Genomic DNA, 11,740 nt, shown 5'->3' with positions numbered 1-11,740 from the left:
TGTTTGTGTGATTTTGTGGCTGGGGTTATATTGTGCGTATGAGTGTGATGATTATGGGGATGATCAGGGCTGTTAGGAGTATCATGGTGATTTTGTGGTAGGCTTTGAGGGTTGCTATTTCTGCTTGGAGGTCTATTAGCATTTTATTGGTCTCCTTGATGTCGATGATGTCGTATTCAATGTTTTTCAGTCTTTCCTCGAGGCTTGTTATCCTCTCTTTTTGTATGCATCCATGTCCCTCTTTTGTCATGTTGTTTCTCCTGGGCGGGCTATGTATCCTGCGATGGCCCCGATACATGCAGAGCCTAATTCGTATTGTTTGAAGTACAAGGATATCATCCCCAATATGATCAGGCCTGTGAGTCCTAGTGCTTCACGATCCAATTTTTGTCACCTCAGTTCTCTCCTCTATAATATGTATGTAACGTAGTCGGAACATCAACAGAGTTATTAGAGAATACTGCAAAACTGGGGGGGTGGTTAAAGTAGTAGACCCCAGGGTAAGTCCAATTTCACTCCACCAACATAACAATAAACACTTGACAGGACCAAACCACATGACCTGCAGCAAATATTATACTCAGAATCCAGCTCAAAATGGATACCTTCACATTCAGGGCATTTCTCCTCCTCACTCAAAAACAAATTATAATTATCATATACTTTGACCTGGAATATCATGTAATCCTGCAATATTCATCCCCTCACAACAGGGGATCTGCTACGATAATATCTGAGGAGATTCCTGAGGACAGTAGTGTACAATTTATAGTTAACATTGTATTCTTTGAGGATAGTGTATCTGTCTATCTGTAAGGGATGGCCTGTTGATTCCTCCTTGATGAATACTGCAAGGGCCAATAGTACCTGTTCCATTGATGCGCGCTTATGTAATTGTTTGATCCCCACCCTCCGTGTTATGTAGAGTATTCTTTGTATGTCAGTCCTGTTGAGGTTGAGGTCTGCAGATATTGTCTCCAGGAAGAAGTAGTGTTGAGTATGTCTCCATTCACCATTAGAAGAATTATGTATGTTATATCTTCGGTTTAAGGATTCACTTATTACCATATACAAAAATAAAAAAGCATAGACTATAAAACTTAAGACGCTAAATTACCATCACCTGATCCAACATATTTAATCCTAATAGGAGGGGTTTTTCTCTTAAGGCATATACAGCTTATACTGTAAATTTTATCCTTTTTATTAGAGATATGGCCTTTATCAACAGTTAGAAAACATTTCTGCGCATAACAAGTAGTATAGGCCCCCCATATCAAAGCGGTGGCTATAATCTTAATGTCATTTATTTGATTAGGTGTATTATAACCTATCAAGTTCTGCAAATTCAAAATGATCTGATTATATTCTTCTTTTAAAGTTTCTGTAGTCTCAGTTTCTACATCATCGACATCGAAAACTTCTATTTTTAACAAAAAATTCTTAAAACACCTCTTAAGTTTCCTTTCTATTGTTTTTGTTCCTTTGTCCCCTTCTCCTTCAATTAAGTTTCTCGTGAGGCGCTGAATCCAATGATTTACCTCATCACAAACAATTAAACATGTAAAATAATCATGTTTTTCTATAGGATATTTAGCAGTTAATTTGGTGCACTCTTGATGATGTTTATCTGTCTCTCTGCAAAGCCCTATGATAAACCCAGTATCACAGAAAAATCCGAGTATATGATCTTTTTCAGTCATCTTGAAATTTCTTGAATTATCTCATCTACAGATTTAGCATTTGGATACTTTTGCACTGTTTCTTTAAGATCACCCAATATCTGGGCAAATGAAGGTAGAAGCCCCTTAGATTCTAAGGAATCATATATTTCATCTAATTCTTTTCTGACTTCCTTAGAAATAATTTTTTTCTTCTTAGTGAATCTTTCAAGTTCTTTTTGAACTTCCTTTTCATCTCCAGAAAGACTCTCCTCATATGGCACTAACAAAAGATAAATCTTATTTAAATAAAGCTTTTTTAATTGATTAAAATATCTTGTAGTTTTCAAATCATTAGTATTAGTTGATGTTAATACCAGATCCTCTAATGAATCAGTGAAATCTGAAAATAAATATAAAGTATCCTCTGATACATGCTTTAAAGATAGGTAGTACTCTGTTATAAGTTCATCAAGTTTTTCTTTATCTATATTACTATCAATAGCATTATCAAACCATGATAAAAGTTCATTATGAACCCTATAAAAAGGTCTATACTCAATGGGAGTTTTTTCATTATAAACCCAATATCTAAAAGAATCCCTGCTCTTCTTAAAGTGATTTTGATAGCTTAAGATTATCCTTTTAATTTTAATTAGAATATCTTGAGGGGTATCAACTGACAACTGGGTATTTATTGATCCTAAATTAAGCTCACCATGATCTGGCGCGCGTTTTCCTAAAAATTCATTTACTTGGGGAGAGTAAAATCCATGTTTATAATATCCCCATACAAATCCATCCACAGGGCATCCTAATTCTTGGAATACTATAACAATTAACTTGTTCAGCCTGGTTTTCCTTAAATACTTGTATTCTGACTCACTAAAGACCTTTCGGGCCGCATAGATTACCAAATCACAAAAATTTTCACAATCCATATCCCAAACCATCTCCTTGATAAAAATATCTCTCTTATATTCAACATATATTATTTTCCACTTTAAAGAAATAGAAAGATATATCTGACATCCCTTCCAGTTCAAGTGTTTCAGCAGAAGAACACCACCCAATAAAACATGAATATAACTAATAATAGTAAAAAATATACAGCAAAATGGGACACATAGTAGATATGGAACAAAAAAAGACACGTAAAATAAGAACTGGCATATTTGTCCCTGAAGACTTGTACACGAAATTTAAAGTAATAGCATCAGCAAAGTACGGAAAAAAAGGGGCTATACAACAAGCATTCTGTGATGCCCTTCAAATGTACATCGAGGAAAATAAAGAAATCCTCAAAAGACTCCTAGAATAACATTTACTTTTAATGCATAGTGATCACTCTACAAGTCCGTATACTTGATTTTATCACCACGTGTCTGTGTAAACCATGCTTGAAGGGTGCTCTCCAACACATGTTCATAGTTTTAATAGTTTCACTTTGAGAATACGCGGGGGTACTCTCGTCAATGTATGTACAAAGAAAAAAAGATGTATGTACATCCGCGAAGGTATCCCCAGGGAGTCTTGTACAGTCGACTGTACATGCCCTGTACAGCTGTATGTACATGATGTGCTGGGGGTACTCTCGTCAATGTATGTACAAAGAAAAAAAGATGTATGTACAAATTAGATAACTTTATAAAGGAACTCCTTTCTCTGAGAGTAACTTTAAAATCTCCTCTTCAGGAGCCCCATAGATCCTACTAGCAACCTCTATAAGATCCTCACCACGATCATTAACAACCTCAGTGGGGGAAACCATGCCATCTCTCTCTTCAATCCTCTCCATGATGAATCTTGCAGCTTCTCTCACCTCCCTCATGGGTTCATCAACAGGCTCAGAAAACCTCTCTAACTCTCTTTTCAATCGATCCTCTTCTCTGTTTAATCTTTCCAATTCCTTTTCTAATTCAATTTTCTTCTCAGATATTTCATCTAACTCTTCCCTGAGTGCTTTCACATATAAATCAGGGATTATACCTTTCTTTCTGAGTAACCTCGCGAAATATTCTATGGCATCAGCATAACTGTACTTACTTTTCTTAATAGTCTCCTTGTCAACCTCCGAAACCCTGACATTTATTCGCGCGGTTTTCATGGTGCTTCACTGTTTAAGGCCCCTCTTATCCTATTTTTCTCATGATACTCCCTTAATTTCTCCTTACTCTTCCTTTCATCCTCATCGTACTCTGAAGCCATCCGCCGGAGGACTTCCCCTACAGGAACCTGTCGCATCAGTGAATAGATGCTCATTGTCTCCCTGAAGTAGTAGTTCATCTGGTTCATGAATAACTGCATGACCCTATCCATGTCAACATCATTCTCCATGAAGAACTTGTATAATTCATCGTCCACTCTTAAAGTCACTTTAACCTCCAAGACTAATACCCCCCATTCTTTAATAATTTCTTTAGTGACATTATTGTAACAGCCACCAATGCCTCTGATTCCCTTATACTTGTACCTTTAATTGTGGCCTCTAAGGCGATTAGAAGCGCTTCCAACCCAATTAATGGATGCGCCCCCTCATCACGGAATAACCTCACAGTCTTAAGCGCTAATTCTTTACTTTCCTCAAATGCTTCCTCGGTCAATATAAACTTGTCATCCATTACTACGCCTCCAATGTGTACACCCTGACTGGTTTCCCATACTTATTCATCGTTATCCCCGTAGTCGCCGCCACCCTACGCGTGTAGATTGTGACAGCCTGCCGGGTTACATCATAATTCCTTCCGAATTCATAGTTGTGAAGGAGTAGTCTGTGCAACTCCTCCACACTCAACTCCCCATATTCTATGAGCAATTCCTTTATGGCCTTCTGGAGGTCTCGCCTTCCGCAGATCCTCCTCTGCATCCTTCCTCCCCCCATCTGTGGGCCCATCTGATGAGTTTACTCCATGCTTCCATTGCACTCTGGAGTTCTTCCTCATCAAAATCTCTTCTCATCATTTCACCCCCAGGGTGGTTTGATCAGCGGGGATCTTTTCTTCACGGATCTGGCTTTTGGGGAGCCAGTAAGACTCCCCTTTAGGTGTTCTCAGCAGTATGGCCTTGGGTGTTTCATGTTCTATTGTCCCTGTCACTCTTTCCCTGCTGAGTCCTTTTTCCTCAGCAAGCCAACCAGGCACCTTGAATGTGCGCATGCATTCATGGTCACCGTATTCCTCATATGATTCGTTGAGTATGTGCTGCAGGACTGCCCAGCAATGTTTGCAGATGTATGAACCCTCATCCCCGTGACGGTACTGGTAATCAGGGCATTCGCATCGTATCATATTATCCAGTACTGTGACAAGGTATTCCCCATTCTCTGACCGGGTGATGAATGGTAGTAATGCATCATCCCCAGGTAGAGGTTCGACTTTGATGTTCTGCGCTTTTCGCAGCCTCCGTAGGTGTTCACCTACCATCAGCGCATCCTCCTCTCAAGGTATTCTCTCTCGATGTTCACATAGTCCAGGTAATAGAGGATGGCGTCATTGATGATCTCATTCAGGGATAATTTCACTCCTTCGTCCTGCGCTGTTATCACAATATCTTTCAGGTAACTGTACACACCTTCAGGGAGCATTATGCTGGTCCTGACTCTATCCATGTTAGTTCACCCCCAGTTCCTCCTTGATTTTGAGGTACTCTGATTCTGTGACACCACCCTCACCATAGACTTCATCAAGCTTTTCCAGTACATTCTTTAATGTTGTCGTCCCTTTGTCGGCGCGGGTTAACATGATAAGCGCCTGGATGCTTTTGTCCTGGAAGTCATTCTCATGGAGAACCCCTAACTGTGTGGTTTGAGTGAACCTTTTCACCTTCACTGTGTAACTGTGGTATTCCGTACCATTCTGTGACTTTGCCTTTCCATTGTATGTGATCCAGACACCCCATCCTTCCTGTATCCTGTCAAAGTATTTCTCCAGGGCCTTGTGGCCTTTCACATAGTATTCCCCGTCTGCTGTTTGGAGGGTCATGACTTTTAGGCTGCCGAGTTTTGTGTGTATCTCCTTGATGCCTTTGCAGATGCCACGTATACTTTCTCCCTCCACGGGGTTCCAGAACATTGCTGATTCGTTCAGGTCTTCCCATCCTTCATCATTCTCTAATTCCAGTAGCAGGTCATTCAATATTCACACCCCCTTTAAGAGTTTTTTAAGCATTTCCAGCTTCCCATAAGGACTGAGTCTGAAGTATTCAGGGGGGACATTCACACCCGCCTTTCTTAGGTGCTCCAGGCCCGCTTCTGCCCATGCATCCATCCTTATACGTGAAGTTTTCCTCTCAGCTATTCTCGCAGCTAACCTGGCGAGTGATAGATGGTCTCGGGGTGTCCTGGAGAACATCTCAAGGTCATGGTATTCATCCATTAATCCCATAACATCAACCACCTACAATCCAAATGTGTGGTATGGTGCAACTTCGAGTGTCTTCATAAATCCCATGAAAATAAAAAAGAGGAGTATTAGGAGGATGAGGATCACAGCCCTCATGTTCAGATCGGACATCACCATTCATCCCCCTCCTGCAGGTCAATCTGAAGCCATCTTATTAGATCCTCAACGGTTTTTCTGTAGTGATCAAGGTTGTCGATGTCTCGTGTTATGAGGAGTCGGTTGTAGAGTTCATTCTTGCTTAATGGTATCATATTCCACATCCCTCTCCCCGTAAATTAGTGACGTGTAGAGTGCATTGTAGTCTTCAATTGTCTCTTCATCCCCTGAGGTGATTATGTCAAGGAATGCAAGGTAAACAATGTCTTCATCGATAAGTACATCTTCTTCTCCTTGGTGTTCCCTGAGAGCTCTGATCCACGCGAGGCTGCCTGCTGAGTGTAGAAGAGCAGCCGCAATGTGTTCAACTATTTTTCTGAATTCACGGATTGCTTCACTGGTTAAATGGGCCTTGTTGGGGTTTCTGATGCCCATCCATGTGTCGTGTACTTGGTCTTCAAGGGCTTCTACGGGTGTTAGTATTTTCACCCGGATGCCTTCATGGTCCAGGTAGTCCTGGTATGTTTCTTCTATTTCTTCGGGGTAGCCCTTTTCAAGGGCTTCCTTGTACTTTCTCCAGGCTTCAAGCCTACTACCAAGAACAATATCTCGTGTTTTCATCTTACCACCACACATAATTTTATAGATAATATAGTATATATATTTTTTGGTATATTGGTATAGTGGTTAAATATTATAAATATTTTTAAGCTATGCTCCGAAAAAATAGAAACCATGAAAAGTGAAAAGGTCAACACAAGTGTCAATATCGATGCAAAAAAGTTCAAACTCTTCAAAGTCATCGCAATGCTAAAATTCGAGAAAACGCCAATTACCTCCGCATGGGAAGAAGCTATTGATTTGTTTATCGAAAAAAATAAAGAATATCTTGACGAAATTAAAGAATAGACCAGTGAAACTCTTTCTTCAGCCCCCCTCGGTGTTTTCATCTTACCACCACGCACTAAAGGGGGGCACCTATATATAACACTACCATTAATACCTATCACATAGCATCCCCCTAAGGGATGCGCAACCCCAGGGGGCTATTAGGGGATGTCACTTTTTGGTGGGCGCCAAAAGAACTTCCTTCTAAAAACCCCCTGGGGACCCCACCCTATGAAAGGTTAATAAGAAAAGAATAAATAATACCTTTAACCTTAGAGAGCCCCTGAAAACTAATCACCATTATCTCATTCTCTTCAAAAACTCAGGATCTGAAACAATAATATTATAGAGTTTCTCCGTTTTCTTCACCCACTCCCTCAACTTCTCCTGAGACTCACGCAACTCCTTAATCTCCCTCTCCTTAGCCTCCAACTCACGGACAATCTCCCTAACCTCATCAGACATAACCCTCCTAACACGTGACTTTTCCAAGGTTAATGCATGCATCCTCTTCCTATACTCTCGCTTCAGGTGCTCAATATTAGCCTTAAAATAAGCCTCCGTGACGGGATTAACCTTATGGCCCAGACACCAATCGATCATGAGCTTATCCATTCCCTCCTTATAAAGGATGCTCGTGAATAACTTTCTAAGTTTATGTGATGTGAACCTGCGCGATCCATTCTCACAGAAACCCATACCTAAAGAATCATTTATCCTCTCAAAAATGGCCATATAATTGGAGCGCATTATGGGCTTATTAGAACGACTTACGAATAAAGGATCCTCTGAATTTGTGGCGGGCACACCCTTAAGTTTCCTGTGTTTCAAATATTCCAGGATCTTAAGGTTAGCCTCAGGCGTGCTGAATGTCACATAGGGCATTCCTGTCTTCACACGTCTGATCTTCCACACACCAATGATCTCCTCATCCATAATCCTCTTTTTTAACTCATTATACTCTCCACCCAGGACATTAAAGCCGATCGCACTATTATAATCATGAAGTGTGAGGCTTTGCACTTCTGCAGCGCCCATTCCACTCGTGAGGTGCAGTAGGATTATGGCTTTCTCTCTGATTTTAACATTATCAACAACATGCTTCACCTCTTCAATAGTAAGAAGCTCTTCAAGTGATGCATTGTTATTAGTGTTGGTCTTGTAGGTGATACGTGGCGTGTCTATCTCATATTCATTGTAGATCGTTTTCAGACGTGAAAGGTAGAGGTTTATGGTTGATTCTCTGATCCCATTTTCTTCGAGTGCTTTGATGTACTTGATGAAATATGTTCTGATACGCCTTTTTCTTCTTCTAACACCACGGTCCTGTTCATTCTCGGCTTCCTCAATGAGTTCTGTGAGGTTCTTTTTACCTGTTACTGGGAGATAGTATTGTAAAGCCGCGATATATGATCTGATCGTTCCTTGTTTTATATTCCTTGTTAAAATAAAATCCTGGAATAGGGGGTCTTGTGTTACTTTATCTGGGGATGGTTTCTTGGTGGGCATGAATTATCTGTATAAAAGCACTGTCTATAAATGTAGACATTTCTATAAAACTTTATATCATAAAATTCATAATATACCACGGTGATTTTATGAGGGTTGAGGACGTTATGGTTACAGATGTTGACACCATTGACATATCGGCCAGCCTTGAGGATGTTCTCAGAAACTATGTTGAGAACGGCAAGGGTAGCTCGGTTGTTGTCAAGGATGGTGTCAAGGTTGGAATTGTAACCACATGGGACGTGCTTGAGGCAATTGCCGAGGGGGATGATCTTGGAGAGGTCAAGGTATGGGAGGTCATGGAGAGGGACCTTGTGACAGTCCCACCAGGGGCAACCCTGAGGGAAGCTGCTGAGAGGATGGTCAAGAACGTTGTCTGGCGCCTCCTGGTTGAGGATGACGACGAGATAATCGGCGTGGTCAGTGCAACAGACATACTCAGGGCCAAGATGGCCAAACGCTACTGAAAAATTACATTTTTCTTCAATCTGAATTACGAATTGATTTTTTAGATTATAAAAAATATGGTTATGGTGCTGTTTGAAATTATTTTTCTACTTGTTGATTTTTTAGATTATAAAAAATATGGTTATGCTGCTGTCCATAGCAGCACACCTGGTTCCTGATGAAGGAACTTAAAGGACGTCTGGTTGAATCCACCCAGAAGGAACAGTTTCGTGAACACCGCATCTTCCAGTTCCCTGTTCATTATCACCGTTGTGTACTGGTTCCCACTTCCAATGACAATGAGGCTGAGCTGGGCGTTGCTGTCCACAATCTCATTCCTGACAAGGAGGTTACCCTCTATTATTATGAGCTTGTGTGGGTTTATCCTCTGAACGGTTCGGTTGTTGCCGATGGCTATCGTTGCATTTGTTGTATTGTCCCTTTTCTCTATGATGGTTCCAACCAGGTTGTCCTCCACCATTGTGTTGACTGTCTGAATCACGGTTGTATTGTTCACAACCTGGGGCTTTGAACTTCCCATTGACGGATAGTAGCCGTACCTTGAACCTGTTTTCTTCTTGAAGTCCCAGGTACCGAAGTATGTCCACCATGGGGCCTTGCCGAGCATGTCAGAGCTGAGTACAAGCACGAAGGGTTTTGGTTTTGATGGGTGTGAGTATCTGAGTACACTGTCAGCCTCCTTCTCTGTGAGGCCGTAGCGTCCTGTCATAACTGCCCTCGCATCATCCCTTGAAAGTCCCAGGGTTGATGTAAGTATCTCGGCGGTTTTACCACTGTCGTTTGTGTAGTTGTCGAGGGTTTCATAGGCAAGGTCTCCGCTGGATGATAGCATTGTGAGTATGCCCCTTGAGAGTGTTTCGTTACTGGTTGTCAGCGCCTTACCGATCCAGTAAGCCCTTGGAGTGTTCTGTGAACCACCGTCGAAAGTCACGGGCCTGTCGGCTGCAACAGCAAAGAGGTGGCCGAAGTCCCACCAGGACATGACCACGGTGTCCTTGCTGGTGTTCTTCTTGACCCACTCCATTGATTTCCACATCCCATCATCTGTGCCCGGCGCAACACCTGATGTCAGTGAATGTGCTCCGCTCACAGAGGGGGCCACCACTGCCAGGACAACAAGGGCCATCATTACAGGGGCCCTCACCTCTGGCTTTTTGACCAAGTATATGAATCCAGCTGCAATCACCCCTGCAAGGAGTTTAACAGCAACTGAGACACCGAAGGGCATTGCAATGGCAATCGCAGCCACAAAGGCAACCAGTGCAATGGAGGATGCTGTCTTAATATTTTCCCTGAGGTATTCAACCAGGAAGCCTGTGAATATCCCTGCTGAAAGTCCCAGGGGTATTGCAAAGGTTGGTATGAACCTTGAACCCTTTGTGACGGCGTATCCACTCATCACCAGCCATACGGCCATGAGGACAGCGTATAGGAGATACCGGTGCTTCATTTCACTGTCAGTGGTGCTGGTTTTATTCTGCCTTTTAATGAATTTGCTCTTCTTGCCGGCCTTCAACTTTCTGTCCGGTTCCTTAACCTGGACCTCAGGCTCTCGGTACTTCCACAGGAGGGCGCCGACACCGAGTACGCCGAGAAGGAATACCAGAAGGCCACCAACACCACCAACAACCGATCCCTGCCCTGGCATGAACAGGTTCTTTGCCCCGGCCCCTGTGGTTATGAATTCAGGGATCTGGAGCTCTGAAACTGACACATACACGTTGGGGTAGGCTGTTGTCTGGGCTGTTGCCTGTATCTGGGTGGTGCTCACAAGACCCGTCACGGCACCAGCCAGGCTGGAAAACCCTCCGAATATGCCTATGAGAATCCCGCCACCTAAGAGGAGAACCAGGAGGGGGAATATCTCGCGCTGATGCAGCAGCCAGTCAACCTTACCAGTGAACTCCCTATCGGGTTTCTCACCCAGAACGTACCTTGAGATAAGGGAGTAGACTATGATGAAGGCCACCAGAACGGCCAGATAGAATATGTAACCGACCCATGCAGCTGAGAATACGAGTATTGAAACTGCAGCTGCAAGTGCATAGGCTGTTTTCCTTTTGAGATCCACTGCAAGCATGCTCTCTGTGAAGAACCAGAACACCAGCAGTGGAAGAACGAAGTTGAACATGTCAGTGTCAAAGAAACCGGCGTAGGTGTGGGCAACGTAGGTGGGGACCAGTCCAACCACCAGGGCCGCTGCGATGCCCCCGTAGTCATTGGTGATTCTCCTGACGAAGAGGTAGGCGGGGATGACGCAGAGGGAACCTATCAGGGCCCCCATCCAGAAAGCCACCTCCTTGAGGCTGAAGTCTCCAAAGACGTTGGCCACCCTGTAGGCAGCGGAGGTTATGTAAACTATGAGTGGAGGGTAATCAACGGGTCTCCCTGGTGGGTAGTAGGAGTGGAGGTCGTAGGGTTTGCCATCAACAAGGGTATCCCCCATTATGCCCCTGGTGAGGTAATTCATTGTGAGCCTGTAGTTGTAGTATGAGTCCATCTCACTGAAGTATGGCAGTCCATCTGAGTCCTTATAGAAGTCCTTTGCATCAGCAGGGACCCCACCGATGTTACTGGCCTCGGCCCTTATATAGAATACGGCTGAGAACAGCACTATAATTATTATGAAGGGCTTCAATTTTTCAAGCAGATTTCTGATATCCATTCAACCGCCTCTTTACCTTTAACTTGGTAATAAATTCAGGAACTTATGGATGA

At 42.7% G+C, this 11,740-nt stretch carries 20 protein-coding genes; 3 read left to right on the top strand and 17 right to left on the bottom strand.

Annotated features, from left to right (window positions below; all coding sequences use genetic code 11):
* Window positions 1-25 precede the first annotated feature (25 nt).
* The 4 genes from L5462_RS00565 to L5462_RS00550 all read right to left on the bottom strand — a co-directional run bounded on the left by L5462_RS00565 (window position 26) and on the right by L5462_RS00550 (window position 2,707).
* Window positions 26-250, bottom strand: coding sequence for a hypothetical protein (locus L5462_RS00565; RefSeq protein ID WP_237778900.1), 225 nt, complete (start codon window positions 248-250; stop codon window positions 26-28).
* A 446-nt stretch (window positions 251-696) separates the two neighbouring features.
* Entirely contained in the window at window positions 697-1,068 is a 372-nt protein-coding gene (locus L5462_RS00560; protein WP_237778899.1) for a hypothetical protein, read from the bottom strand.
* A 32-nt stretch (window positions 1,069-1,100) separates the two neighbouring features.
* Complete coding sequence (locus L5462_RS00555; protein ID WP_237778898.1) at window positions 1,101-1,703, bottom strand: hypothetical protein; 603 nt, start codon at window positions 1,701-1,703, stop codon at window positions 1,101-1,103.
* Window positions 1,700-2,707, bottom strand: a complete 1,008-nt coding sequence (locus L5462_RS00550; protein ID WP_237778897.1) for a hypothetical protein — start codon at window positions 2,705-2,707, stop codon at window positions 1,700-1,702. Before L5462_RS00550 ends, L5462_RS00555 begins: the two co-directional genes overlap by 4 nt.
* A 71-nt stretch (window positions 2,708-2,778) precedes the next feature.
* Here L5462_RS00550 and L5462_RS00545 point away from each other — a divergent pair, with 71 nt between their 5' ends.
* On the top strand, window positions 2,779-2,982 hold the full coding sequence (locus L5462_RS00545) for a hypothetical protein (RefSeq protein ID WP_237778896.1): 204 nt from the start codon (window positions 2,779-2,781) through the stop codon (window positions 2,980-2,982).
* Window positions 2,983-3,306: 324 nt separating this feature from the next.
* Here L5462_RS00545 and L5462_RS00540 read toward each other — a convergent pair whose 3' ends face one another.
* The 11 genes from L5462_RS00540 to L5462_RS00490 form a co-directional block, all read right to left on the bottom strand.
* Complete coding sequence (locus L5462_RS00540) at window positions 3,307-3,768, bottom strand: V-type ATPase subunit a family protein (RefSeq protein ID WP_237778895.1); 462 nt, start codon at window positions 3,766-3,768, stop codon at window positions 3,307-3,309.
* A complete protein-coding gene (locus L5462_RS00535) occupies window positions 3,765-4,037 on the bottom strand; it encodes a hypothetical protein (RefSeq protein WP_237778894.1) in 273 nt (90 codons plus the stop codon). The genes L5462_RS00540 and L5462_RS00535 overlap by 4 nt, the downstream gene beginning before the upstream one ends.
* 14 nt (window positions 4,038-4,051) lie before the next feature.
* Complete coding sequence (locus L5462_RS00530; protein WP_237778893.1) at window positions 4,052-4,282, bottom strand: hypothetical protein; 231 nt, start codon at window positions 4,280-4,282, stop codon at window positions 4,052-4,054.
* Window positions 4,283-4,284: 2 nt separating this feature from the next.
* A complete protein-coding gene (locus L5462_RS00525; RefSeq protein ID WP_237778892.1) occupies window positions 4,285-4,527 on the bottom strand; it encodes a hypothetical protein in 243 nt (80 codons plus the stop codon).
* Entirely contained in the window at window positions 4,482-4,622 is a 141-nt protein-coding gene (locus tag L5462_RS00520; RefSeq protein ID WP_237778891.1) for a hypothetical protein, read from the bottom strand. The genes L5462_RS00525 and L5462_RS00520 overlap by 46 nt, the downstream gene beginning before the upstream one ends.
* Window positions 4,619-5,083, bottom strand: coding sequence for an SWIM zinc finger family protein (locus L5462_RS00515; RefSeq protein WP_237778890.1), 465 nt, complete (start codon window positions 5,081-5,083; stop codon window positions 4,619-4,621). Before L5462_RS00515 ends, L5462_RS00520 begins: the two co-directional genes overlap by 4 nt.
* The gene (locus tag L5462_RS00510) at window positions 5,083-5,268 is read right to left on the bottom strand and encodes a hypothetical protein (RefSeq protein ID WP_237778889.1); all 186 of its coding nucleotides are present in this window, start codon (window positions 5,266-5,268) and stop codon (window positions 5,083-5,085) included. The genes L5462_RS00515 and L5462_RS00510 overlap by 1 nt, the downstream gene beginning before the upstream one ends.
* 1 nt (window position 5,269) lies before the next feature.
* Window positions 5,270-5,794, bottom strand: coding sequence for a hypothetical protein (locus L5462_RS00505; protein WP_237778888.1), 525 nt, complete (start codon window positions 5,792-5,794; stop codon window positions 5,270-5,272).
* Between the two features lie 3 nt (window positions 5,795-5,797).
* Window positions 5,798-6,043, bottom strand: a complete 246-nt coding sequence (locus L5462_RS00500) for a hypothetical protein (protein WP_237778887.1) — start codon at window positions 6,041-6,043, stop codon at window positions 5,798-5,800.
* A 128-nt stretch (window positions 6,044-6,171) separates the two neighbouring features.
* Window positions 6,172-6,312, bottom strand: coding sequence for a hypothetical protein (locus tag L5462_RS00495; protein ID WP_237778886.1), 141 nt, complete (start codon window positions 6,310-6,312; stop codon window positions 6,172-6,174).
* Window positions 6,290-6,778: a hypothetical protein gene (locus L5462_RS00490; protein WP_237778885.1), complete on the bottom strand. Its 489-nt coding sequence runs from the start codon at window positions 6,776-6,778 to the stop codon at window positions 6,290-6,292. The genes L5462_RS00495 and L5462_RS00490 overlap by 23 nt, the downstream gene beginning before the upstream one ends.
* 114 nt (window positions 6,779-6,892) lie before the next feature.
* Here L5462_RS00490 and L5462_RS00485 point away from each other — a divergent pair, with 114 nt between their 5' ends.
* The gene (locus tag L5462_RS00485; protein ID WP_237778884.1) at window positions 6,893-7,066 is read left to right on the top strand and encodes a hypothetical protein; all 174 of its coding nucleotides are present in this window, start codon (window positions 6,893-6,895) and stop codon (window positions 7,064-7,066) included.
* Between the two features lie 279 nt (window positions 7,067-7,345).
* Here L5462_RS00485 and L5462_RS00480 read toward each other — a convergent pair whose 3' ends face one another.
* Entirely contained in the window at window positions 7,346-8,554 is a 1,209-nt protein-coding gene (locus L5462_RS00480) for a tyrosine-type recombinase/integrase (RefSeq protein ID WP_237778883.1), read from the bottom strand.
* A gap of 89 nt (window positions 8,555-8,643) precedes the next feature.
* Here L5462_RS00480 and L5462_RS00475 point away from each other — a divergent pair, with 89 nt between their 5' ends.
* Entirely contained in the window at window positions 8,644-9,021 is a 378-nt protein-coding gene (locus L5462_RS00475; RefSeq protein WP_237778882.1) for a CBS domain-containing protein, read from the top strand.
* Window positions 9,022-9,143: 122 nt separating this feature from the next.
* Here L5462_RS00475 and L5462_RS00470 read toward each other — a convergent pair whose 3' ends face one another.
* Window positions 9,144-11,687 carry a dolichyl-diphosphooligosaccharide--protein glycosyltransferase subunit STT3 gene (locus L5462_RS00470; protein ID WP_237778881.1) on the bottom strand — a complete coding sequence of 848 codons (2,544 nt, stop codon included), beginning with the start codon at window positions 11,685-11,687 and terminating at the stop codon, window positions 9,144-9,146.
* Window positions 11,688-11,740: the final 53 nt, after the last annotated feature.

Origin of the sequence: Methanothermobacter sp. K4 (genome assembly GCF_022014235.1) — an archaeon.
Taxonomy (GTDB): domain Archaea; phylum Methanobacteriota; class Methanobacteria; order Methanobacteriales; family Methanothermobacteraceae; genus Methanothermobacter.
Note: the sequence above shows the minus strand (reverse complement) of the source record. Positions and strands in the feature narration are given on the sequence as shown.